This window comes from Nocardia sp. (assembly GCF_025465275.1).
In the GTDB taxonomy this organism is placed as follows: Bacteria; Actinomycetota; Actinomycetes; order Mycobacteriales; family Mycobacteriaceae; genus Nocardia.
In genome coordinates, this window is the sequence record NZ_JAODNK010000051.1 from 66,300 (window position 1) to 84,322 (window position 18,023).

Consider the following 18,023-nt stretch of genomic DNA (forward strand, 5'->3'; position numbering starts at 1 on the left):
GTTTCAGCCCGCTGTTTCCAGGACCTCCAGCGCCGCGGCGATCTGCGGCAGCACCGGCGGCCCGAAACCCGCGACCAGATCCGCGAGCGCCCGCGCCACATGCGGTCCGACCGCCGCGGCGGTGAGCACATCCTCGGCGAGCACGATGCCATTGACCACGTGTGCGGCGCGGACGCGCTGATCACCGGTGACCTCATAACGCCAGCTGCCCAGCTGCAGGCGTTCGGGTTCGGAGCGGAACATCCCGCGCCGCGCCGGTGTGCGGATCACTCCCGGCACCCCGGCGAACACCGTGAAAACCAGGCCGACACCACCGGGACCGTGCAGCGCGGAACCGATGACGCCGGCCGCGCGCTCCGGATCGAATCCGGGAAGGGTCATCGGCTAGCCGCCCATGGGGAGCACGAATTGCGGGGTGATGGTCTCGCCACTTCCGATGCGGCGCACCGCGGTTCCCGCCGCGTAGAACTCGACCGTGTGATGACCCCAGGCATAGTTCTCGATCTGGAACTCCACCCCGGTCACGCCGATGCCGCCATCGCGTTCCGCCTCGGCCTGCATACGGGACATGGCCAGCTCGCGGGCCTGATAATTGCCCTGCGTCCACTGCGGCATCTCGACATTGTTGCCGATCTGGCGAATCGACTGCATGAAACCCTGTACGGCGATGTGGAATACGCAATTGCCCATGACGAAGGCCACCGGCGCGAAGCCGGAACGCATGAGCGTCACCATGTCCTGGCCGGAGAGATGACTGGTGAAGGCCTGCCCGCCGGGCCGCCGGAACTTGCCCGGCTCACCGGTGAAGCGGACGGCCGTGCCGACGGCGATGAACTCCAGATGGCTGGCCTCGGCGCCCAGATGCCGCCACTGCAGCCGCACCCCGACCACCCCGTCCGCGTGCAGTGCGTCCGCCTCGGCCTGCATGCGCGACATGGCATTCCAGCGCGCCCGATAGGTGGCCTCGGTGAGCACCGAAAGCTCCTGCTGCTGGCGGATACCGGTGAATTGGAAGCCGACGTGATAGACCGAAACGCCCATGACCAGGTCGATCGGCTCGAAGCCCGCACCGTGTAGCAGCGCGAACTCATTGACCGACAGGTCCGAGGTGAAGATCTTGCCCGCATGGGACAGGCGTTCACTCGCGGTCGGTTCCAGCTGTGATCCGGGATTCGGTTGCACGGTTCCTGCCCTTCCGATGACGACCATCGCCACTGTACGACGCCGAATCCGGGAATGCCCGGTGATCGGAATTCGGGCAGCGGCGGGGGCGTGGCATCGGCCGTATGCTGGCGTTCGGGTGGGTGAGATGCGGCCGGGGAGCGGGATATGCGGGCAGATGTCAGGGGCAGCACCCTCCCGGTGCTGGAGATCCAGCTGGAGCCGGGGGAGGCGGTGATCACCCCGCACGGTGAATTGTCCTGGATGACAACGAATATCGGCATGTCGCAGACCGCCAGCACCGGTAGCGGCGGGCTGCTGAAAGCGGTGAAGCGGGTCGCCGGCGGCGGCGGACTGCTGGTGACCAGATATCAGGCGAACGACAGCCCGGGACTGGTGGCCTTCGCCGCCAAACTGCCCGGTCACATCATCCCGGTGGATATCGCGCCGCAGCGCAGCATTCTGGTGCATCGGCACGGCTGGCTGGCCAGCCAGCCCGGCGTGCACGTGAGTCTCGCACTGCAGCAGCGGTTCAGCGGCGGGCTGTTCGGCGGCACCGGCTTCCAGCTACAGCGGTTGGAAGGCGAGGGCAGATCCTGGATCGAGCTGTCCGGCGAACTGACCCGCTACACGCTGGAGAAAGGTCAGACCATGCTGGTGCACCCCGGGCATGTCGGAATGTTCGACCAGAGTGTGCAATTCAAGATGACCACGGTGCCCGGCATTCGCAACAAGCTGTTCGGCGGTGACGGCTTCCTGCTCGTGGCACTCACCGGGCCCGGTGAAATCTGCCTGCAGAGCATGCCGCTGCCGAACCTCGCGCACGCGCTCGCGCCCTATTTGCAGCCCTACTTCGACAACGAACGCCGTGCCTCGCAGTAGTTCCGCCCGTCGTCCCGGCAAGTAGCCCCCGTCGTCCCGGCATGCTTTTGGCCGGGATCCACCGAAACCAGCTGAAGCGCAGCCCGTGTGGATCCCGGCCAAAAACGCGCCGGGATGACGGGCCGGTGCTGGGATGACGGGCCGGTGCCGGGATGACGGGCCGGTGCCGGGATTACGGGTGGTGCGCCGGGATGATGGGTGGTGGTGCGGAAACGCGAACCGGCCGCCCTGTGGAAGGGCGGCCGGTTTCGGTCGATCGGGTCGAGCGCTGTTGTCAGCGGCGACCGGTGCGCGGGGATGCGGACTGGTCGCGCGATGCGGCCGCCTGGGGGCGGGAGGCGCGGCGGCGGGCCGGTGCGGCATGTGCGCGGTCGGCGCCGCGGGTAGCGGTTCCGGCAGCGCTGGCGCCGCGGGTCGCGTTTCCGGTGGAACCGGCATTGCGAGTGGAGGATCCACCGCTTGCGCGGTCGTCGCCGGTGCTGGTGGAGTAGCTGTTCGAGGTGCTCGCGCCACGGTCGTAGCTGCCGCCACGGCCGCCGCTCACACCACGGCGTTCGGCGCCATTGGCGCTGCGTGCGGCGGCGGTGCCACCGCTGCGCCCGTTTCCGGCGCCCGCGCCGCGTGCCGCACCGTTGCCGGTGCCTCGCGAACTTCCGGCACCCGCGGTACGGGCCCGCTGCGGGCGGCCCTGACCACTCGGCGCGCCGCGACGGCTGTCCGCGCGCCGGGGATTGTCGATCCGGTCATCGGAAAGAGATGCTGCGGAAGGCGTTACGAGCGCGGCGACGGGGCCTACGAGCTCCGCCACGGCGGGGGAATGCGCGGTCACCCGCTGCGGCTCGACATTGATGCCGGCCTTGCGCAGCAGCATCGCGACATCCTTGCGCTGCTCGGGCAGGACGACCGTGACCACATCGCCGGAGCTGCCGGCGCGGGCGGTCCGGCCCGAACGGTGCAGGTACGCCTTGTGTTCTGCGGGCGGATCCACGTGCACCACCAGCTGGACATCATCGACGTGCACACCGCGAGCGGCGACGTCGGTGGCGACCAGGACGCGAGCGGTACCCGCGGAGAAGGCGGCCAGGTTGCGATCGCGGGCCGCCTGCGACAGGTTGCCGTGCAGATCGGTGGCCGGAATGCCCGCGGCGGTCAGCTGCTTGGCGAGCCGGCGCGCGTGATGCTTGGTGCGCATGAACAGGATTCGGCGACCCGAGCCGGAGGCCAGGGCGTAGACGAGATCACGCTTGGCATCGGCGCCATTGGTCTCGAAGACGTGGTGGGTCATATCCGGCACATGCGAATCCGCCGAGTCGACACTGTGCGTCAGTGGGTTCCGCATGAACCGCTTGACCAGCTTGTCCACACCATTGTCCAGCGTGGCCGAGAACAGCAGGCGCTGCCCGTCCGCGGGCGTCGCCGCGAGAATCCGGGTGACACCGGGGAGGAAGCCGAGATCGGCCATGTGATCGGCCTCGTCGAGCACGGCGATCCGCACCCCGTCCAGCGCCACCAGGCGCTGCTTCATGAGGTCTTCGAGGCGGCCGGGGCAGGCGACGACAATGTCGACACCGGCCTTGAGGGCCTTGGCCTGGCGGTTCTGCGGGACGCCGCCGAAAATGGTCGTCACCGTCAGCCCGGTGGCCTTGGCCATCGGCTCGATGGCGGTGGCGATCTGGGTCGCCAACTCTCGCGTCGGGGCAAGAATCAGACCGACCGGGCGGCCCGGGCGGCGAGCGCCGCCGGTGCCGCCGGCGAGCCGCTCGACCAGCGGAATGGAGAAGGCCAGCGTCTTACCACTACCGGTACGGCCGCGGCCCAGCACATCGTGGCCGGCGAGTACGTCGACCAGCGTGGCCGCCTGAATCGGCATCGGTGCGGTAATACCGCCCTTGGCCAGCGCGGCGACGATTTCTTTGCGTACGCCGAGAGCGGCGAAGGACGTGGTGGGGCTAGATGAGGGAGTCGTCATAAAGGTTCCTGGTGCCTTTCGAGCATCGGGGTGAATCGCAGGGGCGTGCCGGACTGTCGTCCGCACTTGCTGACCTCGCTGCGTGGCCGACGCGAAGAAAAGACATCCACGACGGAGTGGAGTATGCAAGATCGCTACTCGACGGCTACAACCATAGCCCAAGCCCGCTGATTCCCAGCCATCCGCCGTATGTGATGTCGCTTGCCTACGGTTTCAGAGTGACCTGGGCCTCAGCGTGCTCGGGCTCCGCCCGGTCAGTTGACCAGGGCGGCGGTGATTTTGCGGATCAGTTCGGCGCTCGCGGGGTGGGGGCGGGCGCTGTGGTGTTGCTCCGCGGCTGCGATGGCGGTGGTGATGGTGCGGCGGAAGTTATCGGCTTCGGCGGGGGCCTTGGTGGTGAGGATATTGATGGAGGAGGTGAGGGCGGGGAGGACTATGTCGGCTACGCCTGCGACGGTGTGGGCCTTCAGCCGGGGGCGGGGGTTGTGATTGAGGGCGTGGCCTACCAGGCCGGTGGCGGTGCGGAGGGCATTGCCCGCGGCGGTGCCGATCCTGGTGGAGGAGATCAGGCCGGGGTCGCCTGCGGCGAGGAGGGCGACCACGCCGTAGGCGGCGGTCTGCAGGGTGCGGCGGTCGTCCTTGCTGAGGATGTCGGTGCTCATTGTGGGTCTCCTTGGTAGTTCCGAGTGCCTGTCCGGCGTGGTTCCCACAGTGCTCGGGCGCGCTGACAGCGGTCCGACAGCGCGCTGATAGTCGACCGACCGCCACCCTTGCCCGAGGAAATAGGGGCATGTGTCCGATAGCGTCCGCGTTGCGGAGGCTTATAAAGTTGAACCTTCGGGTCGGGGTCTAGGAAGGGAAATGTGTGAGGGTTTCGAAGAGGTTCCTGATCGCCGGACTGGCCTTGGGCGCGACGGCGGTGGCGGGATCGATGGTCATGGGTATGGGAACGGCCTCGGCCGTCGATTCCGCGCTGGTTCCGATGAGCAGCTGTGTCGGGCTCAGCCCCAATATCGTCGACGTTCCCTACAGCAATCAGGTGATCGTGTCGCAGTACGGATTGCCGCCCGGGGTAGCGGGATTCACCGTCCACACCGGGGCCAGCATCTGGGGTGGATACGGGACCAGCCCGACGCTCACCTGGACGAATCTGGCGACGGGCGCGTCCGGCTCGGTCAGCGGATTCTCGCCGATGTCATCGATGTTCGGCTCGGGCAGCACCGTCTATTTCAACAATGTGCCCACCGGATCGGGGCCGGTGCGGATCGATCTGTCGGTCGTGAACAGCGGCTTGGTGCCGGTGCCTGCGGTGGCCTGTTCCGGGACCATCGACCTCGGCTGAGCGGTCGCACGGTCGAAGCCGCGGGCACAGCGCTCGCGGCTTTCCGTGTAGCGGCTCAGGTTTGGCGCAGCGGCTCGTAGTCGGCTGCGGTGAGGCCGAAGGTCCAGGCGACGCCCTCCTTGGCGGTGCCGGTGCTCGGGGGCACGCGTAGCCAGTAGGTATTGAAGGTGCCGTCGGGCTCGGCGGTGGAGTTGACGACCTCGACCATGACCACGTCCTCGTCATCGGGGAGCGGTATGCGCCAGAGGATTCCGGTTTCGTCGCGGTGCACCGGCTCGGCATTCGATTCGGCGAGGTAGCGGTCGTAGCCGAAGATCTCGAGCATGACGCGGCGGAGTTCGGCATTCTCCTCGGTGCGAATGCGCGCGGGAGTCAGTGCGTTCAGATTCGCCAGGAAGTCCGCGGGGACGGGCATACCGCGCCATGCGTGCAGGGCGAAACCATCGGGGTAGACCAGCGCGGGACCATCGGCCGCGTGCAGCCGGCCCGCCTCGTCGCGGAGCAGCCGGACGGGGCGCTCGGAGAAGACGACCACATGCTCGAAGGGCCACCACCAGCCGGCATTCTTCGCGACGGCGGCGAGTCCGGCGAGCCGGCTGCTGCCGTCGAAGGCGGCCAGCCAGGGCGCATCGTGCTGTCCGAGTACGGCATCCAGCAGCAGGCCGCGAATATCGCTCGCGGCGGTGGCGCGGGCCTTGCGGTCCCCGTTCTCGGATTCGGGACCGAGCAGCGCGTCCACGACGCCTGCGCGGATGCGGTCGGTCAGCATGCGGGTGTTGTCCCACAGCTGTGCGCCGGTGGCATTCCACCGCTCGGCCCACCCCTCGGGGCCGAGTTCCTCATGGACACTCCGGCGTTCGGCCGCCCACGGCCGCGTGCGGATCTCGCCGAGCACGGCGCGCCCGGGGTTTTCCAGGGCCCGTACCGCCGCTACGGCCGCGAGCGGCGAATCGACCCAGAGGTAGCGGGTCGGTGCGGCCAGCCCCGCACCGGAATAGGCGCGCCGCACCGCGGCCTCGGCGGCGCGGCGGTCGGCGGGCGCGGTGGCCGCCGCCACGGCGCGCCACTCATCGATGGTCTGCATGAAAATCCCGTCTGTGACCGGTGCTGTGAGGATTCGATACTTGGAGGGTGCGGTGGTCAATCGGCGACGATGCGCACGGCGCCGGGCAGGTACTCGCGCTGCCGCACGACCCGGAACCAGCCCTGCGGCAGCACGATCGCCGCGTGCTCCTCGTGCACCAGCCGCCCGCCCTCGGGTAGGTGCAGGAACATATGCGGTGCGCTCGCCCGCACCAGCCGCCCCGGCGCGGCCAGCGCGTGGGCATGGCCGGTGACCTCGCCCAGTGCCAGCACCATGCGCCCGCGGGCGTCCCGGGGCTCGCCCGGCGCCTGCAGCGCCTGCGCAGGCACCGCTTCGGTGGCGATCGGCACGATCAGCACGTCCCCCCTGTCGGAACATGGGCTCTTCCCTCCTGTGCCGTCACCCCGTGCGCCGGCTCGATATCGAAAGTAGCGGTGGGGTACGACAATTCGCGCCGGCCCGGCAGTGTTCACCGCCCGCGCCCCGGCCTGTCGGACGGACTTGATAGAACTGGCTGGCACATCAGACCACCCACAGCCTTGGCGGGGGAGCACGCGATATGGCAATTTCCGACCACCTGCAGGAGTTCCACGGACTGCCCGTGTTCGAATTCCCCGACATCGCCAGGAAAGTGACGCTGCCGCCGCCGGAGACCGTGGCCTGGCGTATAGCGATCGAACCGTACGGCGACTCCGCGGAGACCTGGCCGGAGGCGTTCGCGCGTTTTCTCGAAACGGTTGACAGCACGCAGGTTCGGGCACTGGTCATCGGCTCCTGGGGTGAGTCCGACGAGGACTCCGCGCCGATCATCGCCGCGTTGATCGAGGCGAAGGATCGGCTGCGCGCGCTGCGCGGCATCTTCCTCGGCGATATCACCTACGAGGAGAACGAGATCTCCTGGATCCACCAGTCCGATGTATCGCCGCTGCTCGCAAGCTTTCCGGAGCTGGAGGAGTTCGGCGTGCGCGGTGGTGAACAGCTGGCGTTCCCGGCCCTTACACATACCGCGCTGCGCAATCTGTCCGTGCAGGCCGGCGGTCTGGGCGCCGAAGTGGTGCAGGGTGTCGGCGCGAGCGAACTGCCCGCCCTGGAAACCCTCGATATCTGGCTCGGTGTCTCCTGGTACGGCGGCACCGCCACCGTCGCAGATCTGGAGCCCATTCTCTCCGGCGCGAAATTTCCGCGCCTGACGCATCTGGCCCTGCGCAACAGCGAGATTCAGGACGAGATCGCCGCCGCCGTCGCGGGTGCGCCGGTGGTGGCGCGCCTGACCACGCTGGACCTATCGATGGGCACGCTCGGCAATGAGGGCGCCGAAGCGCTGCTCGCCGGGCAGCCGCTCACGCACCTGCGCAAGCTCGATCTGCACCATCACTTCATCGGCCCGGAGATGCAGAAGCGGCTGATCGCGGCGCTGGAACCGGCGGGTGTTGTGCTGGATCTCTCGGATGCCGAGGTCGAGGACGAAGCGGAAGATCCGGAGGATCGTCGCTACACCGCCGTCTCGGAGTGACCATTCCGCGCGCACCCCGGATCGCGATCGTCGGCAATCCGGGCAATCGCCGGGTAGCGCTGTTCCAGGATGCGGTGCGCCGGAAGGGACTACCCAAGGCTCGCGTGGTCGGCTGGGCCGAGGTGCTGGCCGGTCGCGCCGAGTTCCACGCCGGTGAGCTGGTTCGCCTCGATTCACCGGGTGAGGATCCGGAGCTCGAGCTGGCGCTGCGCGGTGTCACCGATTCGACGCGGGTGGAGGGCACGGCGCTCTGGTACAAGCGCTTCACTGCAGCCGCCCGGAGGGTTGCCGTGCAGGTGTCCGTGTGCGGCGCAATACTTCTCGACGACCCGTGCGACCTCGAGGTGCTCTTCGACAAGCGCAGGTGCCACGAGGTGCTGCGGAATGCGGGTGTCGCCGTACCGTTCTCGCCGACCTCGGGTGTATCGACGCCGGTGCGCGGCTGGGACCATGCGCGCAGCCTCATGGCCGAAGCGGGATTGAGTCGGGTGTTCGTCAAACCGGCGCACGGTTCCTCGGCTTCCGGCGTGCTGGCCGTCGAGACGGCGAGTGGTGGCCGGGTGCAGGCCAGTACGTCGGTGCAGCGTGACGCGCTGGGCAGGCTTTTCAACTCGCTGCGGGTGCGGCGATACAGCACCGAATCGGAGGTCGCCGCCATTGTCGACACCCTCGCACCGGACGGCCTGCACCTAGAACGCTGGCTGCCGAAGGCTGCTCAGGACGGCCGCAGCGCCGACTTCCGCGTGGTGGTCGTGGACGGCACGGCCACGCATGCCGTTGTGCGCACCAGTCTTTCGCCCATGACGAACCTGCATCTCGGCGGAGCCCGCGGCGATCTCGCCGCGGCTCGCGCTGCCATCGAGACAGCGGGCGGCAGCTGGGCCGAGATGCTCGCACTGTGTGAACGGGCCGCTGCCTGCTTCCCGCGCTTCTCCCGGGTCGGTGTGGACGTCCTGCCCGGAATCGGCTGGCGGCGTTTCGCAATCGGCGAGGTGAATGCCTTCGGCGACCTGCTGCCCGGCCTCCGTGGACTGGACGGCAGCGGCGCGGAGCACGGCGACACCTACGATGCGCAGGTCGCCGCCATAGTCCGTCGAGCCAGGAACGAGCACCATGTCAACGCATAGCGCGCAGCCGGATATGAACGAGGTGATCGGCCGCGACGATCTGCTGCTGGTCACCCTCGATACGCTGCGTTTCGATGTGGCCGCCGAGCTGCTCGCGGCGGGCCGGTTACCGAATCTGGCGCGCCATCTGCCCGGCGGGTGGGAGAAACGCCATGCGCCAGGCAGTTTCACCTATGCCTCGCATCAGGCAATATTCGCCGGCTTCCTGCCGACACCCGCGAGGCCCGGTCCGCACCCACGATTGTTTGCCTCCCGATTCGCGGGCAGCGAGACAACAGCGGGGCGCACCTTCGTCTACGACACTCCGGATCTCGTCTCCGCCTTGGCTGCGGCGGGGTATCGCACGGTATGCCTCGGCGGTGTCGGGTTCTTCAATAAGCAGGGTGCGCTGGGCTCGGTACTGCCGGGCATGTTCCAGGAAAGTCATTGGGAGGCAGAGTTTTCCGTCGCTTCACCGACCTCCTTCGAGGTGCAGATCGAGCGCGCCGAGCAGGTGATTGCCGGACTACCGCAGGACCGCAGGCTTTTCCTGTTCGTCAATGTGTCCGCGCTACACCAGCCCAATTGGTTCCATTTGCCGGGCGCGACCAAGGATGCGGGGGACTCCCGCGAAACCCATGCCGCCGCACTGGAGTACGTGGATCGGCATATCGGCCGGCTGTTCGCCGCTGCCGGTAGCCGTCGCCGCTGCTTCGCCATTGTCTGCTCGGATCACGGAACCGCCTACGGCGACGACGGTTTCACCGGACATCGGCTCGGACACGAAGCCGTTTGGACAGTCCCCTACGCCCAGTTCTTTCTCGAGGCCACTGCATGAGCACGATCACCCGACCGCGCCCGTATCAGAACTATGTCTACGGCTATCCGCACAAGACGGCGTACCGGCCGCTCGGCGCGGACAGTCCGCTTTTGAGCGAGCTGTGGGCGCGCGAGCCCAAGGATGCGCTCTCGCTCTACGCGCACATTCCGTTCTGCGAATACCGTTGCGGCTTCTGCAATCTGTTCACCCGTGTCGGCGCACCCGATGACCTGACCAGCCGCTACTTGGACGCACTCGAGCGGCAAGTCTTGGCGGTGCGCGCGGCCCTGGGCGATGACGGTCCGGTCCGGTTCGCGGCGGCAGCCTTCGGCGGTGGCACCCCCACCTATCTCTCGGCCGCGGAGTTGGAGCGGCTCTGCGATATCGCCGAGCAGCACATGGGTGCGGATCTGCGTGCTATTCCACTCTCTGTCGAGACTTCTCCGGCGACGGCTACGGCGGATCGACTCGCGGTGCTGGCCGAGCGCGGCGCCACCCGGGTGAGCATCGGCGTGCAGAGTTTCGTCGATGCCGAGGCCCGTGCGGCGGTGCGGCCGCAGCGCCGGGCGGAGGTCGAGGCCGCGCTCGAAAATATTCGGGCAGCCCGGATTCCGATCTTGAATATCGATCTGATCTACGGCATCGACGGGCAGACGGAACGGACTTGGCGCACCTCACTGGATGCGGCGCTGACCTGGCAGCCCGAGGAGCTCTACCTGTACCCGCTGTATGTGCGGCCGCTGACGGGGTTGAGCAGGCGCGACGCGGACGCCGACTGGGATGAGCAGCGACTACGGCTGTATGCCTTCGGCCGCGATCATCTCCTCGCGCACGGCTACGAGCAGACCTCCATGCGCATGTTCCGCCGAAGCGGTTCCGCGAGCGCCGGACCCGGCGACTACGTGTGCCAGACCGACGGCATGATCGGCCTGGGTTGCGGTGCGCGTTCGTACACCGCCGGTCTGCACTATTCGTTCGACTACGCGGTCGAGACCCGCGAGGTTCGCGGCATTATCGATACCTACACGCGGACAGTCGATTTCAGCCGCGCCGAGGTCGGTCGCCGCATCGATGAGGACGAGGCCCGCCGCCGCCATCTGCTGCAATCGCTGCTGCAGGCCGAGGGCATGGACGTCGCGGCCTATCGCACGCGTTTCGGCGCGCATCCGGCCGAGCACTTCGCCGCGGAGCTACACGAATTCACCGAATCAGGTTGGCTGGATTCGGGATCGGATCTGCTCCGCCTCACCCCGGAGGGTCTCGCCTACTCGGATGCCCTGGGCCCCAGGCTCTTCTCGCCCGCGGTGCACGCCGCCATGGCGGCCTACGAACCGAAGTGAGTCCATGGACCTGACCATCCTCTACCGCGGCCCGCTGGCCTCTTGCGATTACGACTGCCCGTACTGCCCTTTCGCCAAGCGCCGTGACAGCCGCGAGCAGTTGCGCGCCGACCGCGCGGCCCTCGAACGGTTCGCCGCCTGGGTCGCGCAGCAGCACGATGACCGCCTGTCGATCCTGTTCACACCGTGGGGTGAGGGCCTGGTCCGCTCCTGGTACCGGCGCACCCTGACCGAACTCTCACACCTGCCGAATGTCGCCCGGGTAGCCATCCAGACCAATCTGAGCTGCCGCACCGACTGGCTCGCCGACGCCGACCCCGACACCCTGGCGCTGTGGTGTACCTACCACCCCGGCCAAACGCCATACGACCGCTTCACCACCAAAATCGCCGACCTCGAACGCCTGGGTATCCGTTTCAGCGTCGGCGTGGTGGGCTTCCCGGAACACCTGGAAGCGGCCCGCCGCCTGCGCGCCGACCTGCCCGGCCACGTCTACCTCTGGGTGAACGCGCCGGAGGGACACCAGCTTTCGGGGCAGGAGTCCGCCGACTGGCTCGCGCTGGACCCCCTCTTCGACTACAGTCGACACCCGCACGCCTCAGCGGGAATGCCCTGCCGCACCGGAGAATCGGTCATCTCCGTCGATGGTGACGGCACCGTCCGCCGCTGCCACTTCGTCCGCACCGAACTGGGCAACCTCTACGACGGCTCCTACCGCGCAGCCCTGACCCCCCGCGCCTGCCCACTAGCCCTGTGCGACTGCCACATCGGCTACGTCCACCTCGAAACCCTGCCCCTCTACGACGTCTTCGCCGGCGGAGTCCTGGAACGAATCCCCCAAAAAATCCCCTGACCCCCGAACACCCCCGCGTTCATGCGAATTGGCACGAAACCACCAGTCCTACCCCCTCACCCACCAACCAGCAGAGCGCCGCATCGAGTGGGCTCTCCTGGTGGCGACACGCCGCGAGCGGCCACCATGAGAGCCCACTCGATGAGTGAATCGGGCGAATGCGCCCGCGGGTGGCGGGTTGGGCTGGGGTGCGGTCCGCGCCGACCCCGAATTCACTGTGCTGCTGGTTCAGTGGGTCAGGGTCACTTTGGCGAGGCCTGTCGGATGATCGGCATCGATGCCGAGTGCGCGGGAGACCGCTAGGGCGAGTTGCTGGCCGCGGATGGTTGCCAGTAGGCATTCGCCGAGGTGACCCAGAGCGGGCCAGGTGACGGTGGCTTCGGGTGCGGTACCTGCCAAGACGATCTGGGCGTAGCGGGCGGTGAGGGGGTAGCGGAGGTCGAGGGTGTCGGTGTCGGCGGGGCCGGAGCCGGCGAGGAGGACGGCGGGGGTGCCGGGGCCGGTGACGGCGATCGGGCCGTGGCGGAAGTCGGCGGTGGAGAAGCCGTGTGCCATCAGGCCGGTGGTTTCCTGGAGTTTGAGGGCTGTCTCCAATGCGGCTGGGTAGCAGGCGCTTCGGCCGACGACGGCGAGGCGGTCGACAGTGGCGAGAAGGGCCGCGGCACGGTCCACACCGGCCGTGTCTACGAGGAGTTGGGCTGCGGCGGTGGGCAATTCGGCAGCCTGCCGGGCGGTCACGCCGCCCGTACCGAGACCGGAGGCCAGGGCGAGCACGGCGAGCATCTGGCTGGTGACGGTCTTGGTGGCCGGAACCGCACGCTCCGGCCCGGCCTCGAGTCCCACGGTGTAGTGCGCGGTCCGAGCCAGTGCGGAGTCCGGGTCATTGGTGACCGCGACGACCCGCGCTCCGACAGCCGCATAGCGCCGGGTCAGGTCGACGATCTCCGGTGTGCGGCCGGACTGCGACAGCGCGATGAGCAGCCAGCCCCGGAAGCCGTCGGGCTCACGGCCGTAGGCGGTCGCCAGGCTGGGTGCGACCAGACAGGTGGGCAACCCGGTCTGCAGTTCTACGGCGTACCGGCCGAGCAGCGCCGCATGGTCCGACGAGCCGCGGGCCAGGAACGCGACACCGGCGGGTCCGCCGGCGCCGAAGAGTGCGGCGACCTGCCCGCCGATATCGGCGAAGCGATCGGCCAAGGCCGCCAGCACCGCGGGCTGCTGGCGCATCTCGGCGTCCATCAGGCGGCCGAGCCGGGTGGGATTCATCGGGGTCCTCCGGTGGTCAATGGGGTTGGTGGCGTGGTGATTTCGGCGGTGAGGGCCAGCGTGACGGCCCCGTGCAGGGATGCGTCCGCCAGGAAGTGGGCCGCCCGGATCTCGGGCGGAAACGCGGTGGCGGAGGCCACCAGATCGGTGAGCGGCGGCAGGATGACATCGGCGGCGGCCATCATGCCGCCGCCGATGACTATCCGTGCCGGGTCGACCAGCGCCGCCAGATTGCCCAGGGCGGTGGCGAGGGTTTCCAGCATGTGCCGCACCAGTTTTCGCGCCTCGGGATCGGTGCGCCGGAACAGCTGTTCGCTGGTGATCTCCGAGCCGAGCGCGGCCGAGGCCCGCTGGGCCAGCCCACGCCCGGCGATGTACTCCTCCAAGGGTGCGCGACCGGCGGCGACTGCTCCGACTCGCGCGAAACCCGGGTTCATATAACCGATTTCACCGGCTGCCTGATGTGCTCCGGGCACCACCTGTCCGCCGACGATCAGCGCGGCCGCGATCCCGGTGCCGAGGCTGACATAGATCCCGGTGTCGATGCCGCGCAGCGCCCCGAACCTGACCTCGGCCAGCGCCGCCGCCCGCACATCATTGGCCACCCGTACTTCGGCCACCCCGAATTCGGCGGCGAGCCGGGCCGACAGCGCCAGCTTCTCCCAACCGGGCAGGTTGGGGGTGAGCTGAATGCCGTCGGCCCGGATCACGCCCGGGCACACCGCCGCCCATCCGGTAACCGGCAGACCGAGCCCCTCACGCGCGGCCTGCTCGAGTCGGCGCACGGATTCGGCGGTGCGGGCCAGGATGTGGTCGGGACCGAGATCGGTGCGAGTGTCCAGGCGCACCCGCTCCAGCACCGCGCCGTGGGCGTCGGCGAGGGCTATCGCGGTCTTGGTGCCGCCGAAATCGACGCCTATGACGGCGAATTCGCTGGCTTCATGCATGCGGAGTCCTCGGAGTCGGCCGGGCCGCGCGAGTGCGTCGGCCCGGCGGGAACGGGTCAGTCGGCGACGGCGTCGGCGGGTTCGGTGTTGCGGTACTCCTCTCTAATGTCCTTGGGGCCGAACGGCCAGACGTGTTCGACGCGGGCCCAGACGGCGAAGGCGACAATGCCCAGTGCGACCCATACCAGCGACCATTCGATGGGGTGCACGCCCGGATTCGACTTGTCGGCATAGCCGTAGATGACCAGCCAGCCGATCGCGGCGACGATCGCGGGCAGCGGATAGAGGAACATGCGGTAGGGCCGGGGGAGATCCGGCTGGCGGCGGCGCAATACGATGACGGCGGCGATCTGCGCGAAGGCCTGGACGATCACCATGACCGTGGTGAGCAGCGAGATCAGCACCGTCAGCGGTGGGTGTGCGGTGCTGGTTCCGATATGGCGGGCCAGCAGGAACCCGCCCGCGGTCACCACACCCATGGCCAGCAGCCCGAGGACCGGGAACTCGTGCTTGGGATGCAGCTTTCCGAAGGAGCGGAAGAACACTCGGTCGTGTGCCGCATTGAAAGGCACGCGGGAGCCGCCGAGCAGTCCGGTGAAGATCGAGGCGAAGGCCGTGATCAGGATGAGCGCGGTGACCACCTGGGCCGCGCCCTTGCCCATGGTGGATTCCAGTACCGCCGAGGCAACCGATTGTGAGGCAACATTGTTCGGATCGAGCATGTCCTGCCAGTGCGTGACGCCCAGTACACCGATCTGCATGAGCAGGTAGACGACCATGACGCCGGCAATGGCGAACACGATGGACCGCGGCAGCACCCGGCCCGGATTCTTGACCTCCGCGCCGAGGTAGGCGCTGGTGTTGTAGCCGAGGTAGTCGTAGATGCCGATGGTCAGGCCGGAGGCGAAGCCCAGCCAGAAGCTGCCGTGGCCGAGTTCGACGGCGTGCGCCGGCCAGGTGAAGGCCAGGTCGGGGTGGAAGTGCGTGAACGAGGCCAGAATGACCGCGCCCACCGAGATGATCATGATCGTCCACATGACGACGGTGATCTTGCCGATGCTCTCGACGCGTCGCCACAGCAGCAGCACGACCGCGACGACCACCGCGATGCCGACCAGATCGCCCTGGCCGGTGCTCATGGACGGCCACAGGTAGCCGAGGTATTGGACCAGGCCCTGCACGCCCGTGGACATGATGAGCGGGATGAAAAGCATTGCGGTCCAGACGAACAGGAACGGCATGAGCCGCCCGGTGCGGTACTGGAACGCCTCACGCAGATAGACGTAGGTGCCGCCGGCGCCGGGCAGCGCGGCGCCGAGCTCGGCCCAGATCAGGCCGTCGACGAGGGCCAGTACCGCGCCGGCGACCCAGCCGATGACGGCTTGCGGGCCGCCGAAGGCCGCGACCATCAGCGGGATGGTGACGAACGGGCCGATGCCGACCATCTGGCTCATATTGATGGCGGTGGCCTGGAACAGGCCGATTCTTCGGGGGAGTTGGCGGGGACCGGACATGTGTTCCTCCGGTGGGAGCGGAGCGAGTGGTTTAGTAAAGTTAAATTCCTTTACTATTGGCGTCAAGAGGTCATCAAGATTCGACTGCCTAGAGTTGGGTCGGCAACCCGAGCGAGAAATGGAAGGCGATGGACGAAGTCCCCTGGAACCGGCAACGCCTGCGCAGCAATAACGAATGGCTCCTGCTCGAAGAGCTGCGCACCGCGGGCCCGTCGAGCCGTGCCCAACTCGCGAGGGACACGGGGCTTTCCAAGCCCACGGTGTCCAGTGCCCTTGCCGCGCTGCAGCAGAGCGGGCTGGTCCGGGAGAGGGGGACGGTGTCGCCCGAACGTGGCCGGACCGCGGTGCTCTACGAGCCCGATCCGACCGCCGGTTATGTGCTCGGCATCGATATCGGCCGCGCCAACCTCCGCGCCGCCGTCGCCGACATGTCGGGAAAAGTGCTCGCGCGCACCGATATTGCCAATAGGGCGCGCACCGCGACCGCCGTTGCCGATATCGCGGTGCAGGCCGCCGAAGAGGTGCTGGCCGCTGCGAACGTCACGGCCGATCAGGTGATCCACGCGGCGCTCGGCAGCCCCGGCGTCTTCGATCCGGAGGACGGCCGCATGCACTTCGCGGTGAACCTGCCCGGCTGGGGTCGTGCCGGACTGCTCGACACCATCCGGCAGCGGCTCGGCGGGCCGGATCTCTCGGTGCACAATGACGCGAACCTGGCGGCCCTGGGCGAATACGTGTTCGGGGTGGGTCGCGGCAGCCGGTTGTTCGTCTACGTGCTGATCGGCACCGGCCTCGGCGTCGGCATCGTGTCGCAGGGTGAACTGTTCACCGGCGCGCACGGTGCGGCAGGTGAAGTCGGTTTCCTGCCGACAACTTTCGGGGTGCCGGAAGCGGATCCGCCACGCCGGGGTGCGCTGGAGGAGGCGGTCTCGGCGGAGGCTGTTGTGCGCGCCGCCCGGGCGCAGGGGATGACGGGCCGCCTCACCGCCAAACGCGTCTTCGAACAGGCCCGCGCGGGACACCCGATCGCGGCGAATGTCGTTCGGCAGGAAGGCGAACGCGTCGCCCTGGTCGTTGCCGCAGTCACGGCGGTACTCGACCCGGATGTGATCGCTCTGGGCGGCGGGCTCGGCCACAGCGCCGACCTGTACCTGGACCAGGTCCGCGAGGCTCTGGCTCGATCCACGCCGCTGCGCCCACAGGTGGCGTCGAGCGAATTGGGTGATGACGCAGTGCTTTTGGGGGCTATTGCCACCGCACTGCGCGTTGCTCGCCCCCAGGTGTTCGACCGGCGAACAGGGCACTGACGGCCGGTGGCCGAAACGCAGGAACGCCGCAGGCTCTCGGCCTGCGGCGTAGTGCTTTTCGGCGGCACCGGCGTCAGGCGCCGGTATTGACGGGCAGGGAGATGACGAGGTCCTGCTCGTTCTGGGGCAGGTAGTGCACCTGCACCACCCGGCCGATCTGGACGAGGCCGACCTGGGTTGGCGGGAGGAACTTTTCGGTGCGCGCCTCGAAGGTGCTGCCGTTGGGGCGGGTGACGATCAGCACGAGATCCAGGCGGGGGTGGCCGTCGCGGATTTCGCCGGGAACCGAGAGCGAGCGGACGACCGCCTGGGCGGGGATGCCGTTGCGGGCGATATTCAGCTTGGCCTCGGTGGTGATGCCCTTGCGAATCATGGCCTGGTTCATGGCGTCCTGCGCCGCGCTGCTGTCGCCGGAGAGATCGACCTCCACCCGGCCGGGGCGGTCGGGCAGGTAGCGGACGGGCAACACCACACCGGTGCGCAGCAGGGCCAGTTCGGTGAACGGCACGATCATCTTGGCGTAGGCGGGGAAGGTCTTGCCGTCGATGCCCTCGACGCGGAAGTCGATGCGCACCTGCGGCTGCTCATTGAGGGAGACTCCGGTATTGCGGACCGATTCGACGGTGCCGAGGCCGATCGGGCCGTGGCGGAATTCGGAGCTGTTATTACCGGTCAGGGCGGTCAGAATGCCGTCGCCGGTGAAGGCGAAGGCAATGGGGGCGAGGGTGCCGGCGGCGATCAGCAGCCCCATCTGCCAGCCGACCCAGGGGAGGAAGTCATCGGAGGTGAGGCCGTGCCACAGGTAGTAGGCGATGGACAGCACCAGGAAAGCGGCGGCGGCGATACGGATCTGGGTCTTCATGATTTCCTCGAAATCAATTGCGGGGCAGGGAGTATGAGTCCCGCTCATGCCGGGCGC

Annotated in this window: 18 protein-coding genes; 8 read left to right on the top strand and 10 right to left on the bottom strand. The window is 68.2% G+C overall.

Annotated elements, in window-relative coordinates; translation table 11 throughout:
- Positions 1-3 precede the first annotated feature (3 nt).
- Together JWN03_RS11550 and JWN03_RS11555 are read right to left on the bottom strand one after the other, a co-directional pair.
- Entirely contained in the window at positions 4-381 is a 378-nt protein-coding gene (locus JWN03_RS11550) for a DUF5073 family protein (RefSeq protein ID WP_297613690.1), read from the bottom strand.
- Positions 382-384: 3 nt separating this feature from the next.
- Positions 385-1,209, bottom strand: a complete 825-nt coding sequence (locus JWN03_RS11555) for a heavy metal-binding domain-containing protein (protein ID WP_297613691.1) — start codon at positions 1,207-1,209, stop codon at positions 385-387.
- A 120-nt stretch (positions 1,210-1,329) separates the two neighbouring features.
- Here JWN03_RS11555 and JWN03_RS11560 point away from each other — a divergent pair, with 120 nt between their 5' ends.
- On the top strand, positions 1,330-2,043 hold the full coding sequence (locus tag JWN03_RS11560) for a TIGR00266 family protein (RefSeq protein ID WP_297613693.1): 714 nt from the start codon (positions 1,330-1,332) through the stop codon (positions 2,041-2,043).
- A 274-nt stretch (positions 2,044-2,317) separates the two neighbouring features.
- Here the strand turns inward: JWN03_RS11560 and JWN03_RS11565 are convergent, their stop codons facing one another.
- Both JWN03_RS11565 and JWN03_RS11570 read right to left on the bottom strand, forming a co-directional pair.
- Positions 2,318-4,012: a DEAD/DEAH box helicase gene (locus tag JWN03_RS11565; protein ID WP_297613694.1), complete on the bottom strand. Its 1,695-nt coding sequence runs from the start codon at positions 4,010-4,012 to the stop codon at positions 2,318-2,320.
- A 254-nt stretch (positions 4,013-4,266) separates the two neighbouring features.
- The gene (locus JWN03_RS11570) at positions 4,267-4,674 is read right to left on the bottom strand and encodes a hypothetical protein (protein ID WP_297613695.1); all 408 of its coding nucleotides are present in this window, start codon (positions 4,672-4,674) and stop codon (positions 4,267-4,269) included.
- Between the two features lie 203 nt (positions 4,675-4,877).
- Here JWN03_RS11570 and JWN03_RS11575 point away from each other — a divergent pair, with 203 nt between their 5' ends.
- The gene (locus JWN03_RS11575; protein ID WP_297613696.1) at positions 4,878-5,354 is read left to right on the top strand and encodes a hypothetical protein; all 477 of its coding nucleotides are present in this window, start codon (positions 4,878-4,880) and stop codon (positions 5,352-5,354) included.
- A gap of 55 nt (positions 5,355-5,409) precedes the next feature.
- On the opposite strand, the gene JWN03_RS11580 is transcribed toward JWN03_RS11575, so the two are convergent.
- Together JWN03_RS11580 and JWN03_RS11585 are read right to left on the bottom strand one after the other, a co-directional pair.
- A complete protein-coding gene (locus JWN03_RS11580) occupies positions 5,410-6,498 on the bottom strand; it encodes a DUF6745 domain-containing protein (protein WP_297613697.1) in 1,089 nt (362 codons plus the stop codon).
- Positions 6,495-6,797 carry a hypothetical protein gene (locus JWN03_RS11585; RefSeq protein WP_297613699.1) on the bottom strand — a complete coding sequence of 101 codons (303 nt, stop codon included), beginning with the start codon at positions 6,795-6,797 and terminating at the stop codon, positions 6,495-6,497. The genes JWN03_RS11580 and JWN03_RS11585 overlap by 4 nt, the downstream gene beginning before the upstream one ends.
- 200 nt (positions 6,798-6,997) lie before the next feature.
- Between JWN03_RS11585 and JWN03_RS11590 the strand changes: the two genes are divergently transcribed.
- From JWN03_RS11590 to JWN03_RS11610, 5 genes are read left to right on the top strand one after another with little or no spacing between them, the layout of a single operon-like run.
- Positions 6,998-7,951 (top strand): STM4015 family protein, encoded by a 954-nt coding sequence (locus JWN03_RS11590; protein ID WP_297613701.1) that lies wholly within the window; start codon positions 6,998-7,000, stop codon positions 7,949-7,951.
- Complete coding sequence (locus JWN03_RS11595) at positions 7,948-9,078, top strand: STM4014 family protein (RefSeq protein ID WP_297613703.1); 1,131 nt, start codon at positions 7,948-7,950, stop codon at positions 9,076-9,078. The genes JWN03_RS11590 and JWN03_RS11595 overlap by 4 nt, the downstream gene beginning before the upstream one ends.
- Positions 9,065-9,895 (top strand): STM4013/SEN3800 family hydrolase, encoded by an 831-nt coding sequence (locus tag JWN03_RS11600; protein ID WP_297613705.1) that lies wholly within the window; start codon positions 9,065-9,067, stop codon positions 9,893-9,895. The genes JWN03_RS11595 and JWN03_RS11600 overlap by 14 nt, the downstream gene beginning before the upstream one ends.
- Entirely contained in the window at positions 9,892-11,217 is a 1,326-nt protein-coding gene (locus JWN03_RS11605) for an STM4012 family radical SAM protein (RefSeq protein ID WP_297613707.1), read from the top strand. The genes JWN03_RS11600 and JWN03_RS11605 overlap by 4 nt, the downstream gene beginning before the upstream one ends.
- Positions 11,218-11,221: 4 nt before the next feature.
- On the top strand, positions 11,222-12,070 hold the full coding sequence (locus JWN03_RS11610) for an STM4011 family radical SAM protein (protein WP_297613709.1): 849 nt from the start codon (positions 11,222-11,224) through the stop codon (positions 12,068-12,070).
- A 228-nt stretch (positions 12,071-12,298) separates the two neighbouring features.
- On the opposite strand, the gene JWN03_RS11615 is transcribed toward JWN03_RS11610, so the two are convergent.
- From JWN03_RS11615 to JWN03_RS11625, 3 genes are read right to left on the bottom strand one after another with little or no spacing between them, the layout of a single operon-like run.
- Complete coding sequence (locus JWN03_RS11615; protein WP_297613711.1) at positions 12,299-13,336, bottom strand: SIS domain-containing protein; 1,038 nt, start codon at positions 13,334-13,336, stop codon at positions 12,299-12,301.
- On the bottom strand, positions 13,333-14,283 hold the full coding sequence (locus JWN03_RS11620; RefSeq protein WP_297613713.1) for an ROK family protein: 951 nt from the start codon (positions 14,281-14,283) through the stop codon (positions 13,333-13,335). The genes JWN03_RS11615 and JWN03_RS11620 overlap by 4 nt, the downstream gene beginning before the upstream one ends.
- A 56-nt stretch (positions 14,284-14,339) precedes the next feature.
- Positions 14,340-15,797: an APC family permease gene (locus tag JWN03_RS11625; RefSeq protein ID WP_297613715.1), complete on the bottom strand. Its 1,458-nt coding sequence runs from the start codon at positions 15,795-15,797 to the stop codon at positions 14,340-14,342.
- A 128-nt stretch (positions 15,798-15,925) separates the two neighbouring features.
- On the opposite strand from JWN03_RS11625, the gene JWN03_RS11630 reads away from it, so the two are divergent.
- A complete protein-coding gene (locus tag JWN03_RS11630; RefSeq protein WP_297613717.1) occupies positions 15,926-17,104 on the top strand; it encodes an ROK family transcriptional regulator in 1,179 nt (392 codons plus the stop codon).
- Between the two features lie 73 nt (positions 17,105-17,177).
- On the opposite strand, the gene JWN03_RS11635 is transcribed toward JWN03_RS11630, so the two are convergent.
- The gene (locus JWN03_RS11635) at positions 17,178-17,966 is read right to left on the bottom strand and encodes a hypothetical protein (RefSeq protein ID WP_297613719.1); all 789 of its coding nucleotides are present in this window, start codon (positions 17,964-17,966) and stop codon (positions 17,178-17,180) included.
- Between the last annotated feature and the right edge of the window lie 57 nt (positions 17,967-18,023).